The sequence below is a fragment of the Microcoleus sp. Pol11C3 genome (assembly GCF_036701485.1).
GTDB lineage: Bacteria > Cyanobacteriota > Cyanobacteriia > Cyanobacteriales > Microcoleaceae > Microcoleus.
This window is the reverse complement of the sequence record NZ_JAUBQW010000010.1, coordinates 1-23,149: the sequence shown is the minus strand read 5'-3', so window position 1 is coordinate 23,149 and position 23,149 is coordinate 1. Positions and strand designations below refer to the sequence as shown.

Below are 23,149 nucleotides of genomic sequence, written 5' to 3'. Positions count from 1 at the left end.
TTAAAAGATTCTTAATTTCAATTTCAACGGGGATCGGTTTCTTCCGGCACAACACCAATCCCACTTTGAGCTGCAATTTTTTTAATTCCCCTTACCTTCCTAACAAATTATGACGGATCGAACCGACTTTTTCGATAAACTGTTAGCGGCTGTTGAAAGCAATCAAAGTTTGCTGTATTTAGCCCTCGACCCCGACCCGGAAACCTTGCCCCCGCTGGTTTCGATGACTGGGGAGGAAACTCAAATTTTTGTAACTGATTTGTTTGACAAGCTAAAAAGTGCGATCGACCAAACAGCAGATTTAATCTGTGCCTGCAAAATCACCCTCGGTTTTTACCAATCTCTCGGTATTCCCGGTTGGGCATTGCTGGAACAAATTTTAACAATTATTCCCCCTCACCTGCCAGTAATTTTAGATGCCAAACACTGCGATTTAAATACCAGCACAGTATTTGCCAAAATTGTATTTCAAGACTGGCGAGTTGACGCTATTACCTTAAGTCCCTATGCCGGATTCGACCAAGTAGCGCCTTTTTTGTTATACGCCGGAAAAACTGTTTTTGTACTCTGTGCCACCGCCAACCCCTCAGCCGAGGCTGTGCAAGAATACCCGACGCCCGAAAACCCTTTGTACTTGCAATTAGTCCGACTCTCTCAAACTTGGGGAACTCCCGAAAAACTCGGTTTAGAAGTAGGAGTAATGCCGGATATGTTGGCGCGCATCCGCCAAGCGGCTCCTGAACGCCTAATTTTAGTCGAAGGAGACATTCCCGTAGAAAATGACCTCACAGAAGAAAACGACCTCGCACAACTGCTGGCGGCCGGTTTAAGCAAGAATGGTGAAGATTTATTGTTGCCAGTCCCCCCGAATTTATTAGCGGGGAAAGAGCCGCGCCGAGAAATTGAGAAATTGCGGGATAGTATTAATAAACAGAGGCTGCAGGCGATCGAAGGTAGTCCGACTTGCGAATTGTGGCTGCCCGATGTTTGCTTTTTGCAACCGGAACCTCACCGCGATTTAATCTTGCAACTTTATGACATCGGCTGCGTAGTTTTTGGCGACCACGTACAAGCATCGGGCGCCGTATTTCCATATTACATCGACTTGCGGAAAATTATCTCAATTCCTCAGATTTTCCATCAAATTGTCAGCGCTTATGCAGACATTCTCAAGGATTTAAAATTCGATCGCATAGCGGGAATTCCCTACGGTTCTTTACCCACAGCAACCGGTTTAGCATTGCGGATGGAACGCCCGATGATTTTCCCCCGCAAGGAGGTGAAAACTTACGGTGCGGGCAAATTAATTGAGGGGCATTTTAATGCAGGAGAAACGATTGTCGTAGTCGATGACATTTTGATTAGTGGCAAAAGCGTGATGGAAGGCGCGGCTAAGTTAAAATCGGCTGGGTTGAATGTGGAAGATATCGTGGTATTAATCGACCACGAACAGGGAGTTAAAGATAAGATGCAGGCTAATGGTTATCGCGCCCATTCTGTGTTAGCGCTTTCGGAAATAGCTGAAGTTTTGTATCGAGCAAATCGCATTGATACCGAGCAATTCAATCTTTTGACTGCGGAACATTAAACCCCAATTCCTGTAGGGGCGGGTTTTACCAACCATAATTGCCAAAAATTAATAATCTTATAAACCCGCCCCCACCCAACGGTAAGCCTCAATGTACATTTTTTACCTGCGATCAAAGTCAAGGTTGATATAGGTTATTAGTTGTGTGGGGGCGGGTTTATGAGGTTGTGTGTGTGCGTCGAATATTATTCGTAAAACCCGCCCCTACCAGACCATCAATCAACCTTGCAGAACTTCAATTAAAGCATCGCCCATCGCCCGACAGCCGACGAGTTTCATGCCTTCTGACATGATATCACCAGTGCGATAACCTCGATCCAAAACTTCGACAACTGCTTGCTCGATTTTATTAGCAGCTTCCGGCTGATTTAAGGCGTAACGTAGCATCATTGCTGCGCTTAAAACTTGGGCGATGGGATTAGCTTTATCTTGTCCGGCGATGTCTGGTGCGGAACCGTGCACGGGTTCAAAAACTCCCGGCCCGGTTGCTCCCAAACTAGCAGAAGGCAGCATCCCAATACTACCAGTTAGCATCGCCGCCGCATCGGAAAGAATGTCGCCGAATAGATTGCCGGTGACAATTGTATCGAACTGTTTGGGCCAGCGAATTAACTGCATGGCTGCGTTGTCAACATAGAGGTGAGAAAGTTCGACATCAGGGTATTCTGAAGAAAGGGCAATAATACGATCGCGCCACAGTTGCGAAACATCCAAAACATTCGCTTTATCAACGGAACACAGCCTTTTCCCCCGCTTCCTGGCAGTCTCAAACGCAACGCGCCCGATTCTGTCAATTTCTGACTCGGTGTAAGCCATCGTATTAACACCGCGTTTTTCGCCTGTTTCCGTCTCAAAAATGCCTTTCGGTTTGCCGAAATAAATCCCGCCTGTGAGTTCGCGGATGACCATAATATCCACCCCTTCGACAACTTCCCGTTTCAAACTAGAAGCATCAACTAATTGCGGTAAAATAGTCGCAGGACGCAAATTTGCAAACAATCCCAATCCGGCGCGCAGTCCTAATAATCCCGTTTCTGGGCGCTGTTCGCGGGGCAAATTATCCCACTTGTAACCGCCAATAGCTGCTAACAATATTGCATCGCTGTTGCGGCATTTTTCCAGAGTTTCTTCGGGCAGCGGATTACCTGTTGCGTCAATAGCAGCGCCGCCCATTAAAGCTTCTTGAAATTCAAAGCCGATGTCCAATTGTTGACCGACAAGTTTCAGGACATCTACCGCCACAGCGATAATTTCAGGGCCGATGCCGTCTCCTGGTAAAAGAGTGATGCGGTAGTTTTGAGTCATATCGATTTAGGAGTTTTGATTTGAGATTTGAGCTTGAGAGTTAATGGGAATTCTTTGGAAATGCAAGACATTCTCACAAGGCTATAATCATATCAGGATAAGCAACCTCAGAATTCATTATGACATTCCCGACTTACCCGCCTGCTCAAGCTGAACCGCCTCTAGACCCCCGGCAGAGTTTGCCAACAATGTATGATTTACCTAGCGAAGACCCAAAGGAGCCCGGTTTGCCAGATACGTTTCATTTAGATCAGCCGCAACTCTTGGAATTCACGTTTTTGCCGCCGGGATGGGATGCGGAACAAGTCTTTACAGCCAGTGATCTAAATTTGTATTACGATGCAACACAACCGCGCTGGCATAAACGCCCGGATTGGTTTGCTGCGGTGGGTGTGCCAAGGCTTTATCAAGGGCGCGATATGCGTTTGAGTTATGTAGTTTGGCAAGAACGGGTAAATCCGTTTGTGGTGGTGGAATTGCTATCGCCGGGAACTGAGGATGAAGATTTGGGGCGGACTGTTCAGCAAGTAGGGGAACCGCCGACTAAGTGGCAAGTTTATGAACAAATTTTGCGGATTCCTTACTATTTTGTGTTCAGTCGCTACACGGATGAATTGCGAGCTTTTCATCTTGTAGGAGGCCACTATGAACCGGCAGAATTAATTGATGGGCGGTTATTTATTCCTGAGTTGCAGTTGAGTTTAGGTTGGTGGCAAGGCAGTTATAAGAGTATGAATCGGTTGTGGTTGCGGTGGTTTACGGCCCAAGGAGGGTTGATTTTGAGTCCGGGTGAAAGAGCGACGGCGGCGGAACGGCAACTGATAGAATCTCAACAGCAAGTAATTGAAGCTCAACAGCAACTCACAGAATCTCAACAGCAACTGACAGAATCTCAACAGCGCGAGGAAAGACTAGCGGCGCGGTTGCGGGAACTAGGCATCGATCCTGAACAGTTGGTTTAATAGTTTTCGTACCCAGCAGGCCTGGTGAAACCCCTTTTCAACTCCTCGAATCCGTGCCACAAGATTGAAATAAGATAAAAATAGTTCGATCGCACGCACGTACAAAAAAATCGGCAAGGAGTCGCGCAGTGGCAGAGGGCGAGGGCATACCAACATCAGCACAGATTGATTCTCGGGACTATTCTTGGGCCTTTTGGCCAGTCGTCCCCCTCTATCCCTACAGCAAGCGGCGCACCATCCGCAAGGAAATAGTTAAGGACACAATCTGGACTTTTGACCAACTACAAGGCATTTTCTACGTTGTCGTCCCGATTCGGATGACAGTAATTAAACTAGAACCCGAAGGCCTTCTCGTCTACGCCCCCGTTGCACCGACTCCTGAGTGCATCCGCTTGGTAAAAGAGTTAGTAGCAGAGCACGGCGAGGTGAAGTACATCCTGCTGACAACGGTTTCCGGCATCGAGCACAAGGTTTTTGTCGGCCCCTTTGCGAGGTGTTTTCCCGAAGCGCAGGTGTTTGTCGCCCCGCAGCAGTGGAGTTTCCCCGTGAATTTGCCGCTGAGTTGGCTGGGTTTGCCCGCCAAACGCACCTCTGTACTGCCCTTTGACAGCAGCAACACCCCCTTAGCCGATCAATTTGACTGGGCAATTCTCGGCCCCCTCAACCTTGGTTTGGGCAAATTTGCTGAAGTTGCCTTATTTCACAGGCGATCGCACACGCTGATGCTAACAGATTCCATAGTTTCCATTCCCGAAAATCCGCCCGCGATCGTCCAACTCGACTCGTACCCGCTGCTGTTTCACGCCAAAGACAGCGCCTCGGACACGGTGGCAGACACCCACGAAAATCGGCGCAAAGGGTGGCAGAGAATCGCCTTATTTGCCATGTATTTTACGCCTAGCGTGCTGGAAGTGCCACCGTGGTCGGAGGTATTTGCCAGCGCGCGCAAAGCGCCAGAACGCTCTAGAAAAGCTTATTTCGGGTTGTATCCGTTCAAGTGGAAAACACATTGGGAGCGATCGTTTGAGGCTTTGCGGGGAGGGGGGCGGTTGTTTGTCGCGCCGATTTTGCAGACTTTGATTCTCAACCGCGCCCCGAGGGAAACTCTCGATTGGGTGGATAAAGTGGCGAGTTGGGACTTTGAAAAAATTGTACCTTGTCACTTCGATGGTGCGATCGACTCCCGGCCGCGTGAATTTCGGCAAGCATTCTCATTTCTGGAAAAACACTCGCCTGTTAATTCCTTACCCGAAGACGATTTTAAATTGCTCAGGCAGATTGATGCGGGTTTGAATAAAATTGGTGTTGTACCACCGGCTAAAGACAAGATTTAATCTTACATCTTGTACCATTGTTAAGAACAGGCAAGATGCCTGTTCCACAATAAAATTGAGTTTTGTGGAACGGGCATCTTGCCCGTTGCTAAACTGCTAATTAAGAAGGGTGCAACATCTCAGTTTAATCTTACATCTTGCACCATTTTCAAGAACAGGCAAGATGCCTGTTCCACAAAGAATGAATTTCTTTCTTGTGGAACGGACATCTTGCCCGTTCCTAAACTGCTAATTGAGAATAGTGCAACATCTCAGTGGACTCACATATCTGTAGGGACACGGCAATGCCGTGCCCTTACCCGTCGCAATTAAACTCATCAAACTTCACCACTTCCGACTCCGGTTTCCGCGTATCAAAATAGTAGCTGCTAACCGTACCCTCCCCCGTATCAAAAATAGTAAAAGCCGTAATATCATTGCTATCAATATACGGCAGCGGCCGCCCGTCTTCTCCCAACAAAGGTGCAACAGTCGGCACCACAGGTTCCAATCCGTTCGGATCTCCAATAGCGCTGTAATCTTCCCGATATGCAGGCGGAACAAATCGGCGCTTTTCCCCCGCAAAAGCACCGTAACTGTTGCCCACATTAGAAGTTTCCAAAAAGTGCATCCCGCTGGAACTTACAAATCGATTCCACAAGTGCGAATGTCCGTAAAATACCAACTGCACCCCCGCTTTTTCTAGTAGCGGCACTACATCCCGAATCAGATAATCTTGCTGTTTCGGATACTCGTAACGCACCATTTTAATCTCGCCATCGAGAGCGCGATCGACTATTTGCACTGGATCAGTATAAGCAGGTACAATATTGTCACCCAGAGAATGCGGCGGGTGGTGAAACATCACAATTTTATATTTTGCCTGCTGGAATTCCGCACTCTTTAACTCTTGTTGCAGCCAAGTATATTGAGCGCTGCCCTTTACAATCGGCTCAAAAATATGCTGTCCGTATCCCCATTTTTCGGGATCATTAAAATCTTCGTCTCGTTCGCGATACCTGCCTCTGGCACCCGGATCTAAATTCGGAGTCCGCCAGATATTCGTAACATACAAAGTTACTAACCGCACGTCCCCAAAAGTCACAGCATAGTAATTTTTCCCTCCCGGTAAATTGAAAATTTCCTCATAGGTATCGCTATTAAAACTATTGTTTTTTAGCCATATTTCCCGCACTGAAGAGTCATTATTGGGATTTAAAGATGCAGCACGCTGAGCGTATATTTTCTCGGCATCGGCGCGGGGAAAAGGATCATTAAATTGGTCACCGAGTAGGCTGTTGGTTGCAAAGCGACCCATAATTTCGTGATTGCCAATGGCGGGGAATAAAGGCGCGTGTTGGATCAGTTCGCCTCCGCTGTAAACGGTTTTGATGCCGTTTTTCTCCAGTTCGGAAAATGCGCGACCTTGCATAGCGGGAAAGAAGGCGCGGCCTCGGTAGTCGTCGAACCATTCAGAAGCGCGATCGGGTATATTAACTAAATCCCCAGCCATGAAAACCGCGTCAACTCTCCCAATTGTTTCAGCTACTTTCTGGAGATTTGCCGCTGTCATCGGCATCAATTGATGGTCGGAAGTGAGGAGGATTTTAAGCGCAATTCCTGCTGCTGGTGTCGGAGAAAGAGTGAAAACTTTACTGCTGACAGATGCGCCGTCTTTCCTTTCGCTGGTGACTCGATAAGGAATGCGAACACCGGGCATTAAATTGGAGACTTCTGCTTCGTGGCGCCAGATGTCGCGGACAATTGGATTGCTGTCAATTATGTTGTGTTTGATTTCATCGGAAATGCGCGAGTCTTTGTCTTCGCGAGTGCGGCTTAACTTGGTAGTATTTGCCGTCATAACTTGATTCAAATTTTCGCCGTAAGCAACAGTGTTGCGACTACCAGCAAACTCGGTAAACCAGACAACTCGCACCGAGTTTGCTGTTGGGAGTTGCAGAAACGGATCGGTTAAAAGCTGAGGTTTGTTAAGGTAATATTGCATCATGAAACCTAGCAATAGGACAATCAAAATCAAAACAGCAAAAAACCAGGGATTGCGAGAATAACCTTGACAATTTTCTACTTTATTGGGCAAAGGTGTTAACATAAGTCATTAGTCATTACTTGTAGGGGGGGTTTCACCAGCCAAACAAAACTCCCCCCAAATACAGATAAACCCGCTGCGCCAACTTTAAATTTTAAACTACCAACGTTATCAAAAAGTTAAGAAATTAGTAAAAGATCTCACATCTAACAAACTTCAACCATTTTTTAACATCTTCCGATCTCTCCATTCTCTTTCTCTGCGCCCTCTGCGCCCTCTGCGGTTAATAAAAAAAAATTCTCAAAAATAATTGAGACTTGCGATATAACATTCTTAACACCCTTCCTTCAATCTAAAATCTAAAATCTAAAATCTAAAATCCCATGACGCGCCACCTTCTCAAGGCTAACTGCAAAACCGTACACTTGGGCGGTTTCTCTCCGAATATCGAACCTGCTTTAAGGGTGGATTCGGGCGATCGCATCGACATCGAAACCTATTCAGGATATTATGTTGCTGACAAGGCGCCGCCGGAATTTCTGACGCCGGAATTTTTAGATATTTGTCAGAATTTGCCTCCCCACCGCAAAGTTGGCCCGGGGCCGCACTTGCTGACAGGCCCGATTTATATTAACAATGCGGAACCGGGAGACGTTTTAGAAATTCACATTGAGGATGTTTACCCAAGTTTACCAGTCGGATTTAATGCAATTCGCGCCGGATGGGGAGCATTACCTGACTATTTTCCCGAACCTAAATTGCGGTTTATTCCCCTAGATTTACAGCAAAAAACTGCGGAATTTCCCGCAGGTAGCCGCCTTGGGATTCCCCTGCATCCTTTTTTTGGAATTATCGGAGTCGCCAATGCAGAAATTAACCGTTCTTCTATTCCTCCAGAGCGCTACGGCGGTAATATGGACAATCAGGAACTCCAAGCAGGAACGCGGTTATTTTTACCTGTTTTTATGCGCGGCGGTTTACTGTCCATCGGCGACGGACATTCGGCACAAGGAGACGGTGAAGTTGACGGTACTGCCATTGAAACTTCGATGAACGGGACTATTCAAATCATCTTACGCAAGGATTTATTTCTGATATTTCCGTTTGCAGAAACGCCCACTCATATTGTGATTATGGGATTCGGTAGAACATTAGATGAAGCCTTTGAGATGGCGGTCAAACAGACGGTTTATTGGCTGCAAACTTTTGCGGGTTTCAAAGAGGAAGATGCTTATGTTTTGTGTTCCCTGGCCGTAAATTTTCGGATAACGCAGGCTGTCAACAATCCTCAAAAAGGAGTTCACGGAATGATTCCCAAGTGTATTATGCTCGATGTGAACATTATTGACCACCGAGCTTGAGGTAAAATGATAACACGCGATCGACAAAAAAATTAGGATCGCGATCGCACAATCTACACAAATTTGTCACTGCTGTTGTAGATCAGGATCGCAATGCTGTTGACAATTAAGCTTAAAATGGATAAGTTACCAGTTCTACCTAAATCGGACTCAACATGAAAAACCAGACGGACGATGTTGCCAAAAAAGATTTAGTCGATCAAGCTTTTGAGAATACAGCAATCCCCGATCCGACAGCGTGGGTGCACGAACATTATTTTCTGGCTAATTTCGCCGATACTCTGGCCCACATCCAAGAACATATGTCTGAAGACAGTTGCGAAATCGGCGAGAATAGTGACTCAGGTGAGGGGATATTATCGATCGATGCCAAAATTAGAGATATGTTGAGAGCTACTTTTAGCGACGACGGCTGGCAGTATGTCGAAAGTTTATTGTGAGTTTGGTACAATCCCTAAGTATTTGTACCTTCATAAGTTGAGCTCGTAAATGATACCACTTTCACAAAAGAATGCAACTGTATCCGGGTGATCTAAACCCTTAGATCATTCTTGATCCCCAATTTTTTAATCTCAAATATCAAATCTCAAATAATATCACTTTCCTCCCCCAAGACAGACTCGCAATTCAGACTGCCTGCGTGTATTTCCACCCCAATTTGAAGTAAATTTGACTGTTGTGATGTAGGATACTTTAGATGGGGGGGAAATTACTGTCGCTAGGAATTTCGATCGATCGCAAAAACGCTGCACTTTCTTCCGGCAAAGCAGTATTGATAAACATCCCGCTGCCCAACTCAAATCCAGCTTGCTTGGTAACTCTGGGAACAATTGCGATATACCAGTGAAAGTATTTTGTTGCCCGTTGGGCGATCGGCACTGATCGAATATTATAGTTGTAATCGGGATTGTTCAATCCGAAATAAAACTTAGCCAGTACAGTTTTCAAAGTATCAGCAAGACCCGTAATTTCTGCATCAGTAATTTCATCAAACGAAGAGGAATGCCGACGCGGAAAAATCCAAGTGTGAAATGGTGAAAGTGCAGCGTAAGGGATAAAAGCCACAAAATGTTCACTCTCACAAATCACTCTTTCCTTCGCCGCTAATTCATCTTCCAAAGTGCGGCAAAACAGACATTCTCCCGTGTCATCAAAATATCTAATAGCTTCGTCGATGCGGCTGCGAAATTGGCTGGGTACAACGGGCGTCGCTGCTATCTGCGAGTGGGGGTGTTCGAGAGAAGTTCCGGCAGTTTCCCCGTGATTTTTGAAGATAATAATTGTTTCAATGTGGGGATTTTTTCTAATTTCTACATAGCGCTGGCGGTATACTAAAAGTATGTTTGCAACTTCTTCCACACTCAACAAAGCTGTCGTCAAATCGTGTCGCGGGTGTTCGACAATTACTTCGTGAACGCCGATTCCCGCCATCGTGCGGTGAATTCCCGATGATATCCTCATCCATTCTGCTGTCGGGGAGAGGGCGGGATATTTGTTGCGAATTGCCCTGACTTTCCAGCCAGCGCCATCGCCTAAACGGCAAGTTTCTAAGGTTCCGTCTTCCTCATTTCCCACGCAAAACGGGCAATCGGCGCGGTGCGGTGGCACTACTGCTGCCAACTTTTTTTTGTTTGCGAATTGATCCGGTCTTGTCGCCCGTTCGGTGGCGATGATAACCCAATCTCTGGTAATTAAATTTTGTCTAAGTTCAGACACTTTCTTACCTTCAGTTTCCGGGTCAAATTGTCTCTTATTTTAGATACATGATTTGTGATTTGTCATCGCTTTTTTGTAAAATCTTAATAAATCTTGACTTTTAAATTTCCGGCTTGTAGTCTGCTAGATACCCGAATTATTCAATAATTCTGGTGTCTAAAGTGGGTAAAGCTAATAGCAGTTTGAACAAGTGAAAAAGAATCGTAAAATCGTTGCTAAATTCAAATCATCCGCCTGCATCAGCGGTTAAATTGTCTCACCAAGCCATTTCCTCCCCCTCGCCAACAACTCGTCCAAACTTTCGATCGGCCAAAACTGCACCTTTCCATCCTGCGAACCCGTTATTAAAAACTTCCCGTCCCGACTAAAACAAATACTCAAAATCGGACTTTTCAACTCCACAAAATCTGTCTCACCTTTGAGCAAATTGCCCTTATAGCCGCTAAAGTCTGCAAGTAAACTCCCCTGCAAGTCCCACAATTTGGCTGTCCCGTCTTGTGATGCAGTGGCGATCGTATCTCCTGTGGGGCTAAAACTGACACTTCTTACCGAGTTATTATGTCCGGTGAATGTTACCAAGCAGTTGCCCTGCAAGTCCCACAATTTGGCAGTTTTGTCCTCTGAGGCAGTAGCGATCACATCCCCTCTGGGGCTAAAACTGACACTCATTACCGAGTCCTTATGTTCGGTGAATGTTACCAAGCAGTTGCCCTGCAAGTCCCACAATTTGGCAGTGTTGTCAGATGAGGCAGTAGCGATCGCATCTCTTGTCGGGCTAAAACTGACACTCCATACCGAGTTATTATGTCCGGTGAATGTTACCAAGCAGTTGCCTTGCAAGTCCCACAATTTGGCAGTTTTGTCAGATGAGGCAGTAGCGATCGCATCCCCTCTGGGGCTAAAACTGACACTATTTATCCATTCATTATGTCCGGTGAATGTTACCAAGCAGTTGCCCTGCAAGTCCCACAATTTGGCTGTTTTGTCATATGAGGCAGTAGCGATCGCATCTCCTGTGGGGCTAAAACTGACACTTGTTACCAAATAATTATGTCCGGTGAATGTTACCAAGCAGTTGCCCTGCAAGTCCCACAATTTGGCAGTTTTGTCAGATGAGGCAGTAGCGATCCTATCTCCTGTGGGGCTAAAACTGACACTTGTTACCGAATAATTATGTCCGGTGAATGTTACCAAGCAGTTGCCCTGCAAGTCCCACAATTTGGCAGTTTCGTCATCTGAGGCAGTAGCGATCGCATCTCCTGTGGGGCTAAAACTGACACTTCGTCCGGTGAATGTTACCAAGCAGTTGCCCTGCAAGTCCCACAATTTCGCAGTGTTGTCAAATGAGGCAGTAGCGATCCTATCTCCTGTGGGGCTAAAACAGACACTTGTTACCCAGTCATTATGTCCGGTGAATGTTACCCAGTCATTATGTCCGGTGAATGTTACCAAGCAGTTGCCCTGCAAGTCCCACAATTTCGTGGTTGTGTCAAATGAGGCAGTAGCGATCCTATCTCTTGTGGGGCTAAAACAGACACTTGTTACCCAGTTATTATGTCCGGTGAATGTTACCAAGCAGTTGCCTTGCAAGTCCCACAATTTCGCAGTGTTGTCAGAGGAGGCAGTAGCGATCCTATCTCCTGTGGGGCTAAAACTGACACTTCTTACCAAGTCATTATGTCCGACAAACGGGGGTCGTTCGCGGATTTTAGCAAGAATCTTCTGCAAAACTAACAGAGGGTTCGTAACGGGATATTCGGAAAGCGGGGGATTATCTGGTATCCACTTCTTTAAATCTTCTCCTGCTTTGATAGCTGCCCGCAAGGCTTCTCTTTGGTTTCCATCCGACTGAAAAATCTTTAAGGCATTGCGTCCAGCTTCTTCGATTTTGAAAACTTCCCTGAATTGTTTACGGAATTCTCTTAATGATTCATTACTTTTCTTCAGTTTTTGCAGTTCATCAGCTCGACAAGCATCTAAAAAATCATTATCCTCATCGCTTAAACGTTTCCCCACTTTCCAGTGCAACGCATCATCCAACGCTTGGCCGCGCAACAGTCGGGAAGTATCTTGACGATTTGAGGCTATCCAAGCGGCGAAGTTTTCCTGGTACGGGCGGAGTTTCGCTAATTCTTGCTGTACCCAATCGGGGTTAAAAATTGCGGCGTATATCGGGTTATAAACTTGTAGATATCCATTGCGTTTGACGACCAATCCTGAGAGTTGTAACCTTCTTTGATCGAGACTATTATCAGCACAGATTTTCTGCTGCGCATCCGTCAATATTTGCTGATAAATACCGAGCAGTAGCGCCGTGCGGTCTTGATAGTCAAGCAGCAAGCGATCTCTAATTGTCTTTAAATGTTCTAGTTCGTCATTCGCTTCCCAATTATCAATGACGTACTTTTGCACTAAAGCTTCCACATCAGAAGTCCCACGGGCAGATTGATAGACCATCAGTCGGCACAGTCTTTGCATCAAAAAAGGTTGCCCCTTCGTCCACTTAAAAACCTCAGCTAATATCTTCTCTGATATTTCCTCCGAGCGCTCTAGCATTAAGCCAGGGATTAAAGCAGGTCGAGCTTCATCAAAAGTAAAGCCTGTTAAATCAATAGCTTTGCCAATATTAAAAGGTGTTCGGTCTTTATCGCGAATCAGATCGGCTGGCGTGGCAACTCCCAAAAGACAAAATGCAAGGCGCTTATATTCAGAATTCATTGCTCTTTTGTTATAAGAAGCCCGAATTAAAAGAAAAAAGTCATCTTTCCAGCTCAGCTTTAAAATCGAATCAATTTCATCAATAAAAATAACAATATTTGGGGAAATTTCTGTTAGTAAAATATCTTCAATAAACTGACTCAATCGTTGAGATGGCGACAGCAATTGTCGTTGCTGCCACCAACTGTCAGCATCCACCTTTCTTGAGAGTGCGCCACCCCGAACTAACTCAGAAATAATCCCAAAATACCAGCAGTCTGAACTCTCCCTACCGAGAACTGTTAAATCTATCGCCATACATTTAAAGCCTGCTTTTTCGCGCAAGCGTTTCATCGTTTTTACTAGCAAGCTAGATTTGCCCATTTGCCGGGAGTTCAACACATAACAGAATTCTCCTGCTATCAAACTTTCATAAAGTTCGCTGTCTGCCTGACGCTTAACATAGGTAGGATCTTCGTACTTTAAAGAGCCACCAACTTGATATTGATAAACCGCCATAATATGGTTTTACTCCCGACTATAATCTCGAAATTTTTCTGCAAAATATTCCCGATATAACCGACAGCTAGGAGTGATACCATGGTGATTTTGCTTGACTAAGCCCGTACTCAATAACTTAAATTCTAGCACCTGTTCTAATTTGACCGCACTGGGTGCACAAACAACTTGTTGGAGAGCCGCTTTGAGTTCAGAATAATTTTGCAAATTTGCCCAGTGACTCTGCAAATACTGGCGGTAAATTCCCACATCTGTAGGTGCATTTTGCAAAACTTCTGCTAAAGATAGATTGGAATCCTTCAAATGATAAAGCGCCTTGCGTACCAGATAAGGATAACCGCCAATCAGTGCCATGAATGCGGCAACTTCATCAGTTCCCCAAGATAATTGATGGCGGCGGGCTAAATCTAGAATATTTTGCTGGCTAAATTCTGTCAACTCTCCTTCAAACCCGACATTAAATGGTGATTGATTATAAGGTAATTCCACGTACACATTTGTAGAATAAAGCAGCACCATTCGCAAGTTTTCCCATATTTCCGTGTTCCGAGTTTCTTCAAACCAGTTTCGTAACATACTAAAAAAACCTTCTGAAATTTCCTTATAACAAAAAATACAGTCTATTTCTTCTAAAGCCAATACTAAAGGACTATCTATAGCTTCTAAAACTTCATATTGAAAGTATTGTTTGCAATTCACAATAATGCCTCCACCAGCCTGCAAATATTTATCGATATTAGATTCTAGTTTTAGCTGTCGGCTGATATTCAAGCAAAACCATTTAATAAATTTATTTATATCACTATAAATTTCTTTTTCACCCACTTTAAAATCTAAACGCACTAACTGATAATCATTGGTTTTTGCGCGATCCATAATGCGATACAACAAAGAAGTTTTTCCCATTAACTTGGGAGCTTTAATGCGAATCATCGATCCCCGCTCTAAAATTTGTTGATAACAGTCAGATTCCATTCTAGAACGCTCTATATAAAACTCAGAATTTAATCGCACTGGGCCTTCTGGCAATTCTAATGCTTTTGGAGCTTCAGGGGTTCTTTCCCCGAATTTATTTAATAACTCTGGGCAAACTAAGTCACGTTTATATTTGACAAATAATTCAATCAACTCGTCACGTTGCGTATATCCTACACTCGGCTCATTTTTGATATTAAATGACTGGCAAATATTTGAAATATGATCGCTGACACACGACCTCGTTACTTTTGGGGTGAGAGAGTTAGCGATTTGTGGGTCTGGCTTATTTTGCAAGAACTCCCTTAGCACTAGACGCTGTTTTTTTGTAAGCTTGTCTGTATAGATAGCCTCAAACTCCTGTTTTGTCATCTTCTCCATTCCACCTCTGCCTCAATCCTGCCTAATTTCTCTTAAATTAGCATAACTTAGAGCTTTAGGATAGCTGTTCATTCAATCCCTAGTTGATTTTCACAATTTTCTAAGCCAAAAGTGATTTGTGAGTTTTTTCTCACAAACTCTTTCACAAATCATTCAATCGCAACTCACAATCTCTTCAAGATTTTACTTAATAACTAATTTGGGAGGCTAATTTGACGATCGCCCGCGAACATAAAAAATCCAGATATCGTAGGAAATGTAGATAGAGATTAAAAAAAATGAAACCAGAAAAACCGAAAAATAGACGGAACTTTTGCAAGAAGCAGTCTAACTCAGATATCAAATGGTTCTTAGAGAAAGTTTTTGTACCCATCCTCCTAGTGACGATTCCTTTAACACCAAGTACGATCGCACTTTTGCGGACTGAACAACCGCCAACTCCTGTACAAAAGGTTCCACCGATCGATCGCACAATTCCACCGTCATAACATCGGATGCGATCGCCCTTGTTAAGCCAACTGCAACTGCACATACTGCAACTTGCAAATCGCTTTCAACACTTGCGCCAACAAGAGCGATCGTTCTCGGTCAATCAAATTCAATTCCGGTAAAATCTGATAAGTACAAGGATTTCCCCGCGTCATCCGCACAAACTGATAGTTACGTCCATTCGTCGTCAATCCCCAAACAGACGATTGCTGCTGCAAACTTTTATAAGCATAAGTCAGCAATTGCGGCAAACCGGCCCAAGGATCGATCGCACTATTTTTCGCCTCAACTACCAAAATCCAAAACTGTGCCGCCGCGAGTTCTGCATCCGGCTGATTTACGGCTAAGACATCCAAGCGCCGTTTAATTAAAGTATCCCCATCCTCAACCTCGATCTGGATGCTACCGTATTTCAGGTTTATTAAGTACGGTAGCAGCAGCTTGTAAACCAGTTTTTGAAGTGCTTAGTATTCACTCCTTCAAGCGCAGTAGCAATTAAAACATCAACCATTTTAGTAGTGGTTGGCGAGAACTGACGTAAAAAAGCTTTCAGTTGCGATCGCCATAATTCTATCGGATTAACGTCCGGAGAATAGGCGGATAAATTGAGGATAGTGGCGCCGTTTCCGTTTGAATCAAGAGTTAAATCACTGCCCGCTTGTGGGCTGGGAGATTATCCATAATAACGACTGCACCTTTCCCTAAATTTGGCACTAAAAAATGTTCAATGCAAACGGAAAACGCGTTGCCATTCATCGACCCATTTATGGTCATTATTCTTACTACTTTTTTTAAATTTATTGCTCCGAGAACTGTAATTTTTGCACCCAATTAAATGGTTTTAAATCGTACACTATACTACCATATCTTGAACGAGCGCGGGTGAGTGTTAAACCCAATAAAACGCCGATTTTATCGAAAAAAACGAGGTTGTCAGGATCAATATTTTTCTCTTTTTTCCAATATTCATACCTCAAATTTTGCACTCTTTCGGTGGCAAACGGGCTAATACGTATGGTCTTTTTTTCCGCCTCAATTTTTTTTTTGTAGTTCACGACATATCATACGCTTAGCTGACAGCTTCCTTGTAGTTCATAAACCCATGTTCACAATATTCTGACAACGTGCTATCAGGATATTTTTATCCCATGTGAGTCAATTCAGTCCTGCGCGACTTTAACACACTTTTAAGACTTCCACCCTGTTTTTTAGGTTGAACGCGACCAGTCGTTTGTTTTTGTTTTAAGATTTTTTGAAGAAACCCTTTACTCACATCAAATTTGGTGACTACTTGCCTAATTGATGTATCACCTTGTTCATAAATTTTAACTCTTTTCTCACTCGTCTCTATCGAATAAGGTTTCATTTTTTTCGCTTATTTACTAAATTCGCTGTGTCATATATACATGGAATCTGCTGTATGGCTTATTTTCTAAAAAATCTGACTTAATACCCAGTTAATTAGGATTAGTGAAGCCCAATATTTTTGCAACTGATTTAGGATTGCTATAGTAAATTTAAGTAATCATTATATCTTTAATTCTACCTGACATCTTACACCATTTTCAATTGGCTTTTCAGGCACTGGCATCTTGCCCGTCCCACAATAAAATTGACTCTTTGTGGAACAGGCAAGATGCCTGTTCTAGATCACTGCAAACAACTACCAAAAAACTCACTCTTTGTGGAACAGGCATCTTGCCTGTTCCTCACAAAAGACCACACAGATTACGAATCCCGATCGAGCTTCAGCACAGCCATAAAAGCCTCCTGCGGCACATCCACAGTACCCACAGACTTCATCCGCTTCTTACCCTTCGCCTGCTTTTGCAGCAACTTCTTCTTCCGCGAAATATCACCACCGTAACACTTCGCCAACACATCCTTCCGCAAAGCCGGAATGTGCTCCGAAGCAATCACCTTAGCGCCAATAGTCGCTTGAATGGGAACCTTAAATTGATGACGAGGAATCAACTCCTTGAGTTTTTCCGTCAATCCGCGGCCCACATTGTAAGCCTTATCCCGGTGTACGATCATCGCCAAAGCATCAACCGGATCGCCATTAATTAAAATGTCCATTTTCACCAACGGATTTTCGCGGTAGCCAATTATGTGATACTCCATGCTCGCATAACCGCGCGATCGCGATTTCATCTGGTCAAAAAAGTCCGTCACCACCTCCGCCAAAGGCAACTCATAAACCAGCGTAGTTCGGCCTTGACTCAGATACTTCATATCCATAAAAATGCCCCGCCGACTTTGAGACAGTTCCATCAACGCCCCCACATAAGTTTCCGGCGACAGCATTTCTACCCGCACATAAGGTTCCTCAATTTTCTCGCGATACTGAGGATCAGGCAAGTGGCTGGGATTGTCAATTGTTAACACTTCTCCTTTAATTGTTGTGATTTGATAAACCACAGAAGGAGCCGTAACAATCAAATCCAAATTGTATTCTCTCTCCAGTCTTTCTTGCACAATTTCCATGTGCAGCAAACCCAAGAAACCGCAGCGAAAACCAAATCCCATCGCACTCGAAGTTTCCGGTTCGTAAGAAAGCGCCGCATCGTTGAGTTCGAGTTTTTCTAAAGCTTCCCGCAAATCTGGAAATTGGTCAGCATCAATCGGGAACAAGCCGCAAAAAACCATCGGTTTTGCTTCTGTATAACCCGGCCAAGGCTCCGGTGCAGGCTTTTTGACCAAAGTAATCGTATCGCCCACGCGAGCATCAGCTACGGCTTTAATTGCCGCGCCCAGATAACCAACTTCCCCCGCGTGCAGTTCATCTACTTGAACTTGAGTCGGTGAAAGGATGCCCAATTCATCGATGACATATTCCTTACCCGAAACCATCAACAAAACTCGATCGCCCTTTTTGACACTTCCGTCCATCACCCGGAAATACACAATTACCCCGCGATAAGCATCGTAATAACTATCAAAAATTAGCGCCCTGAGCGGTTTATCAACAGTATCCTGCGGCGGCGGCACCAATTCGACGATCGCCTCCAAAATCTCATCTATACCAATTCCTTCCTTAGCCGAAGCCTCAATTGCCCCGCTACAGTCCAGACCGATAATTTCTTCAATTTCCCCTTTTACCCGTTCCGGTTCTGCCCCCGGCAGGTCAATTTTATTTAAAACAGGAATAATTTCCAAATTATTTCCCAAGGCAAGGTAGACATTTGCCAAGGTTTGTGCTTCCACACCTTGAGATGCGTCTACCACCAGCAGCGCCCCTTCGCAAGCAGCGAGCGATCGCGACACCTCGTAAGAAAAGTCCACGTGTCCGGGAGTGTCGATGAGATTGAGCACGTACTCCTGACCGTCCTTGGCAGTGTAATTCATCCGAGCCGCTTGCAGCTTGATCGTAATGCCGCGTTCGCGTTCGAGCTCCATATTGTCTAAAAACTGCTCCTTCATCTCCCGTGCTTGCACAGTCCCAGTCGCCTGCAACAGGCGATCTGCCAAGGTCGATTTTCCGTGGTCGATGTGAGCAATAATCGAAAAATTACGAATGCGAGATACAGGGACGTTAGTCATGTTTTTTATCGAAGAGCTAATCGGCAAAGGATACTTTTTGTTGTATGATCACACAAGCAAGAGTAGAGTGCTTACTTCAACCTCTTACTGGGGATTGAGATGAAACCACAACTGAGGCAAACCTCAAGAGTATCAGTTATTACCCTTTCAAGTGTCCGATCAAGCCCGGACACCCAAAAGGAAAAAACTTTTCTCCCTCTCATTGTACAGAAAGCGGTTAAGCGGTTGAGGAAAGGTTGGGTGCAAATCAGGGACTTCAAATATCTAGTCCAGTCGGTTGTCATCAAAAGAATTGAAACTTAAAAATTAAAACTAGGATTTTTTAACTATGAGCGAATCAAGAATACCATCCCACAGTTCGTCAGAAAAAGTCGAACTGTCCATCCATATCGATCCTGAACTGCTAGACCAAATTAAGCACTTGACGAATGACCCCAGCAAAGTCATTGAAACAGCAATCAAGCAGTGGCTCAGAGGCGAGCGCCGCGAAGACGAGCTGGCTCTGGGTTTGCGCCGCAACCCTCCAGTCCCGCCCCGCGGTGAATGGAACGACTGAGGTGCTCTGGCCCCAGACGGCGCGCGCAAATCTGCAGGCTGTGAAATTTAGATCGCGCGGGCGATCGCCTGCCGATTTCGTGGCTAAAGCTACAGGTGGTGGGCGAGTGAACTCGGCTAAATCACAACCTCGGAACTATTCCAGGTGAGGGAAAAATGCGTGAGCCATTCCCTGACTAGAGTTGTTCGCAGCCTCATATTTTGGCGTAATTTTCACACTTGATAGTTAATCGGTGCAGATTCCTAATTTCTCAATCTTAATTTTTATCTTTAAATTACCCAAAACGGCTGAGAACGAATAGTTTTGAGTTTTGAGTTGAGTTCAGAATTAAATAATTAATATTTGATGAGTTCATTAATTACTCAAAAGTCAATAGTAGAAGCCTAAAATTATTGCAAATTGTGAGTTTTGAGCGATTAATGTTTTAATTAAAAAGCCAACAACTTTTTAAGTGGTTAACAACTCACAAATTAACAGTAGAAGCCCCAAACAAGGGGGAGTATTGAGTCTTTTATAAAAAACTCAATACTCCAAAATCCGAACTACTTTCATCCCCTACTCTGATGGACTCTAACACAGATTTCCGGCGATCGAGCCTCGCCTCTACAGTTTTTTTTCAAGAGTTAGGGGCAGAATTAGTATTTACCCAAGACGCAAGGGGTCAATATCTATCTTTTTACTGGCAAAAAGCCGAGCAGTACAACCTTACAGCAGAACAAATTGTCGATCGCCCCCTCAGCGAAACCCTGCAACCCATCCCCCCTGCGCCTTATCTCGATATCCTGCGGCGGGCGCTCGAAACCCTCGTACCCCAACGGTTCAGCTATCCATTTGGCCACGCCGGACAATATTTTCTCTTCGATTTGACACTCACTCCGGCGATCGACTCAAACGGCAAAGCTGCAAAAGTCTTAGTTATGGGAAGGCTGCTGTCTGACAAACCCACAGACAGACGGCCCGAATCCCCAGAATCCAGGCTCTATCGAGCTTTGCCATCCCCCTGGGACGCCCGCCAACAAATGTCGCTTCCAGCGAGCCGTATCCCCGGTCGATCGCTCCCTCCCTACTCGGAAATCGACCGTAAAGTCATCTCCCAAATCGCTCAAAACCTGCACAAAACCCTCGATTTAGACACAATTTGGCAGCAAACTGTTAACAGCTTGGGGCAAGTTTTGAACGCGAGTCGCTGCATCATCTGTTCCTACCAAAAAGACAGCGAAAATCTCGAAACATCCCCCTTCCTTGCCTCGGAAAATCAGCAAAAATCGAGCGCCACAGCAGCCGAATTACAACACTCAATAGCTAGCGACCCCTCGCCCCCGCTTTCCCCAGATCAAATCGAAAATCTCCAATCGAGAACTTTTAAAGTAGTAGCTGAGTACCGCCAAGAAGCTTACTCTTCTATGCTGGGACTAGAACTGCGCGCAGCCGAACAGCCAGGGTGGATTCAAACTTTAGCCACCTTAAAACCAGTAGCAGTCGATTACGCCTCCCCCGCCGCCGATCCCTTCCACCGCCATTCCGTGCTCGTAGCAGCTACCTCCTATGAAGACCAACCCAATGCACTGATATGTTTGCACCGCTGCGGCAGTTCCCCGAAATGGAGTCATGTAGAACTCGAATTCGCCCGCGAGTTAGTTGCTCAAGTCGGCAGTGCGATCGCCCACGCTACACTTTACCAAGAATTAGAACAGGCCCGCGCCGAAGCCGTAGCTCTTTCCCAACTTAAAAGTCAATTTCTTGCCAATACTTCTCACGAACTCCGCACCCCCCTCAACGGCATCCTCGGCTTCCTAAAACTGCTTATGGACGGCATGGCAGATGACCCCGAAGAAGCGCACCAATTTATCGAAGAAGCTTACCGTTCCGCAGTACATTTGTTCAATGTGATTAACGATATTTTGGATGTCGCTAAAATCGAAGCTGGCAAAATGGAGTTAGACCTCGCTCCCGTCAAACTCGGTGAACTGTTGCAACAAGTTGAGAATTTTACACGGGTTCAAGTCGAGCAAAAGCGATTGCAATTTCAAATCCAAAAACCCCCTGTGGAAGACGAAATTATTGTGTACGGCAACTACCAACGCCTGCTTCAGGTAATCTTGAATCTCACGGGCAATGCGATTAAATTTACCGGGGAAGGGGGAATTCGCATCAGTGTCGAAATTATTAAGAAAAAGGTGACTGTTGACAACCAGCAGTTCCCCGGAATGGTGAAAATCCGAGTTGCTGATACTGGCATTGGCGTTTCTCTAGACAAGCAGGATAAATTATTTGAGTCGTTTTTTCAGGTGGACGGCAATCGTACCAGACAATACGGCGGCACCGGTTTGGGATTGGCTATTTCTCAAAAACTGGTAGAAGCAATGGGGGGTACAGTAAATTTTTACAGTATGGGGGAAGGACTGGGATCGACTGTTACTTTTACTGTGCCGCTTTATCAAGAACCACTGTTTAAAAATTAATCATCCGTAATCAATCATCAGTAATTGGTCATCGGAACGTTGAAGGAAGTAGGAATCAGGAATCAGCACAAATTAACAAGCAATAAGGAATCAGGAAGCCGAACAAAAACTGCTAAAGCGGTTCTCAACTTTTGTGAGGTACTCCCCAGCTTTCTTATCATATCAAATCCGTTGGCATCGGAATTATTCATCTCTCTCTTCCCTTTCTCTGTGTCCTCTGCGGTTTAATCATTCCGATACAACCCGAATGGATATCAATTACCAATTACCCATTACCCAACTGTATCTTACTCACTTAAAAATTGCTATATTCGTGTATCCGTGAGTTCCGTTGCGTGAATAAAGGTCATCGAGAATTAGTAATTATCTTATAAACACAGTTAGGGAGCATCTCATAGTTGTAAAAACACTTCTTTTTGCTCCTTCCTTATGACTCTTTCCTCCTGGCTCCTGCCTCAAAACTCCAATTTCTAGCTTGGCTGCAAAAGTGAAATGCTCCCCACAGTTCGATCGCCCACCAGCGTATCAATTTTGACTTTTATCCGTCGCCAAGCTCCCTCATTGGCTCTCCTGACTTTATGGTGTAAAATGTATTGACCAATACATTTGTCGTTATGAGCTTCCATCTAGACCATTTATTAGCCTTGCCTGAAGTTAAGGTTGAAACTTGTACTCAAGTTGAGGGAAAAATTTTCTTGGGACTGAGCATTATATCTGAAGGAATTGTTTCTCATCATTGTCAAAAATATACCGAAAAACTGCATCAAAATCGACCAATTTCAGTAAGAGATTTGTCTGTTTTTGGTCGTCCTGTTTATTTGAAAATTCCACGACGGCAGTTTTACTGTCCTAGTTGCCAACGGTATCCCACGGAAATAATAGATTTTCTGGGATTGAAAAAACGGCATACTAAACGATACGAACAAAATGTTTATGAGCGTGTACAACAATCCAGCATGGAGCAAGTCGGACGAGAAGAAGGACTAAGTTATGACGAAATAAAAGGAATATTTGACAGTGCAATTAATCTCCAAAAAAAAACGAGCTGGGAACCAGTTAAGCGAATTTCTTTGGATGAAATAAGCATGCGGAAAGGTCAAGGAAATTTGGTAACAGTTGTTGGCGACATTTCTTCGGGTAATTTAATTGAAATGATTGATATCATGTCCGGGAACACGCCCATAGTAAAATGAATAAGTATGCCTTCAGTCGCCAGCATCCACGCTCTCCCATGC

20 protein-coding genes are annotated in these 23,149 nt (G+C 44.7%); 9 read left to right on the top strand and 11 right to left on the bottom strand.

The window, feature by feature from the left end; all coding sequences use genetic code 11:
- Positions 1 to 109: 109 nt before the first annotated feature.
- Positions 110 to 1,588 (top strand): bifunctional orotidine-5'-phosphate decarboxylase/orotate phosphoribosyltransferase, encoded by a 1,479-nt coding sequence (locus tag QUA40_RS04620; protein WP_333122159.1) that lies wholly within the window; start codon positions 110 to 112, stop codon positions 1,586 to 1,588.
- Between the two features lie 219 nt (positions 1,589 to 1,807).
- Here QUA40_RS04620 and leuB read toward each other — a convergent pair whose 3' ends face one another.
- Positions 1,808 to 2,893, bottom strand: a complete 1,086-nt coding sequence (gene leuB / locus QUA40_RS04615) for a 3-isopropylmalate dehydrogenase (protein ID WP_333122157.1) — start codon at positions 2,891 to 2,893, stop codon at positions 1,808 to 1,810.
- 119 nt (positions 2,894 to 3,012) lie between these two features.
- Here leuB and QUA40_RS04610 point away from each other — a divergent pair, with 119 nt between their 5' ends.
- Together QUA40_RS04610 and QUA40_RS04605 are read left to right on the top strand one after the other, a co-directional pair.
- Positions 3,013 to 3,855, top strand: coding sequence for a Uma2 family endonuclease (locus QUA40_RS04610; protein ID WP_333122155.1), 843 nt, complete (start codon positions 3,013 to 3,015; stop codon positions 3,853 to 3,855).
- 128 nt (positions 3,856 to 3,983) lie between these two features.
- On the top strand, positions 3,984 to 5,189 hold the full coding sequence (locus tag QUA40_RS04605) for a DUF4336 domain-containing protein (RefSeq protein WP_333122153.1): 1,206 nt from the start codon (positions 3,984 to 3,986) through the stop codon (positions 5,187 to 5,189).
- Between the two features lie 295 nt (positions 5,190 to 5,484).
- Here the strand turns inward: QUA40_RS04605 and QUA40_RS04600 are convergent, their stop codons facing one another.
- The gene (locus QUA40_RS04600) at positions 5,485 to 7,278 is read right to left on the bottom strand and encodes a metallophosphoesterase family protein (RefSeq protein ID WP_333122152.1); all 1,794 of its coding nucleotides are present in this window, start codon (positions 7,276 to 7,278) and stop codon (positions 5,485 to 5,487) included.
- Positions 7,279 to 7,598: 320 nt separating this feature from the next.
- Here QUA40_RS04600 and QUA40_RS04595 point away from each other — a divergent pair, with 320 nt between their 5' ends.
- Together QUA40_RS04595 and QUA40_RS04590 are read left to right on the top strand one after the other, a co-directional pair.
- Positions 7,599 to 8,576: an acetamidase/formamidase family protein gene (locus QUA40_RS04595; RefSeq protein WP_333122151.1), complete on the top strand. Its 978-nt coding sequence runs from the start codon at positions 7,599 to 7,601 to the stop codon at positions 8,574 to 8,576.
- A 155-nt stretch (positions 8,577 to 8,731) separates the two neighbouring features.
- A complete protein-coding gene (locus QUA40_RS04590) occupies positions 8,732 to 9,016 on the top strand; it encodes a hypothetical protein (protein ID WP_333122149.1) in 285 nt (94 codons plus the stop codon).
- A gap of 253 nt (positions 9,017 to 9,269) precedes the next feature.
- Here the strand turns inward: QUA40_RS04590 and galT are convergent, their stop codons facing one another.
- The 3 genes from galT to QUA40_RS04575 form a co-directional block, all read right to left on the bottom strand.
- Positions 9,270 to 10,292 (bottom strand): galactose-1-phosphate uridylyltransferase, encoded by a 1,023-nt coding sequence (gene galT, locus QUA40_RS04585; protein ID WP_333122148.1) that lies wholly within the window; start codon positions 10,290 to 10,292, stop codon positions 9,270 to 9,272.
- Between the two features lie 246 nt (positions 10,293 to 10,538).
- Complete coding sequence (locus tag QUA40_RS04580) at positions 10,539 to 13,508, bottom strand: WD40 domain-containing protein (RefSeq protein WP_333122147.1); 2,970 nt, start codon at positions 13,506 to 13,508, stop codon at positions 10,539 to 10,541.
- Between the two features lie 9 nt (positions 13,509 to 13,517).
- Entirely contained in the window at positions 13,518 to 14,864 is a 1,347-nt protein-coding gene (locus QUA40_RS04575) for an AAA-like domain-containing protein (protein WP_333122145.1), read from the bottom strand.
- Positions 14,865 to 15,142: 278 nt separating this feature from the next.
- Between QUA40_RS04575 and QUA40_RS04570 the strand changes: the two genes are divergently transcribed.
- A complete protein-coding gene (locus QUA40_RS04570) occupies positions 15,143 to 15,352 on the top strand; it encodes a hypothetical protein (RefSeq protein ID WP_333122143.1) in 210 nt (69 codons plus the stop codon).
- Between the two features lie 21 nt (positions 15,353 to 15,373).
- On the opposite strand, the gene QUA40_RS04565 is transcribed toward QUA40_RS04570, so the two are convergent.
- The 5 genes from QUA40_RS04565 to lepA form a co-directional block, all read right to left on the bottom strand.
- Positions 15,374 to 15,709, bottom strand: a complete 336-nt coding sequence (locus QUA40_RS04565) for a hypothetical protein (protein WP_333122141.1) — start codon at positions 15,707 to 15,709, stop codon at positions 15,374 to 15,376.
- Positions 15,710 to 15,995: 286 nt separating this feature from the next.
- Positions 15,996 to 16,127: a hypothetical protein gene (locus QUA40_RS28940; protein WP_445301122.1), complete on the bottom strand. Its 132-nt coding sequence runs from the start codon at positions 16,125 to 16,127 to the stop codon at positions 15,996 to 15,998.
- Positions 16,128 to 16,150: 23 nt separating this feature from the next.
- Entirely contained in the window at positions 16,151 to 16,408 is a 258-nt protein-coding gene (locus tag QUA40_RS04560) for a hypothetical protein (RefSeq protein ID WP_333122138.1), read from the bottom strand.
- A gap of 86 nt (positions 16,409 to 16,494) precedes the next feature.
- On the bottom strand, positions 16,495 to 16,719 hold the full coding sequence (locus QUA40_RS04555) for a hypothetical protein (protein WP_333122136.1): 225 nt from the start codon (positions 16,717 to 16,719) through the stop codon (positions 16,495 to 16,497).
- Between the two features lie 362 nt (positions 16,720 to 17,081).
- The gene (lepA, locus tag QUA40_RS04550) at positions 17,082 to 18,896 is read right to left on the bottom strand and encodes a translation elongation factor 4 (protein ID WP_333122134.1); all 1,815 of its coding nucleotides are present in this window, start codon (positions 18,894 to 18,896) and stop codon (positions 17,082 to 17,084) included.
- Between the two features lie 328 nt (positions 18,897 to 19,224).
- Here lepA and QUA40_RS04545 point away from each other — a divergent pair, with 328 nt between their 5' ends.
- A complete protein-coding gene (locus tag QUA40_RS04545; RefSeq protein WP_190740850.1) occupies positions 19,225 to 19,452 on the top strand; it encodes a type II toxin-antitoxin system CcdA family antitoxin in 228 nt (75 codons plus the stop codon).
- 563 nt (positions 19,453 to 20,015) lie between these two features.
- Positions 20,016 to 21,914: an ATP-binding protein gene (locus QUA40_RS04540; protein ID WP_333122131.1), complete on the top strand. Its 1,899-nt coding sequence runs from the start codon at positions 20,016 to 20,018 to the stop codon at positions 21,912 to 21,914.
- Positions 21,915 to 22,384: 470 nt separating this feature from the next.
- On the opposite strand, the gene QUA40_RS04535 is transcribed toward QUA40_RS04540, so the two are convergent.
- A complete protein-coding gene (locus QUA40_RS04535; protein WP_333122129.1) occupies positions 22,385 to 22,540 on the bottom strand; it encodes a hypothetical protein in 156 nt (51 codons plus the stop codon).
- An 18-nt stretch (positions 22,541 to 22,558) separates the two neighbouring features.
- Between QUA40_RS04535 and QUA40_RS04530 the strand changes: the two genes are divergently transcribed.
- Positions 22,559 to 23,107: a transposase family protein gene (locus QUA40_RS04530; RefSeq protein WP_333122127.1), complete on the top strand. Its 549-nt coding sequence runs from the start codon at positions 22,559 to 22,561 to the stop codon at positions 23,105 to 23,107.
- The last annotated feature ends 42 nt before the right edge of the window (positions 23,108 to 23,149 follow it).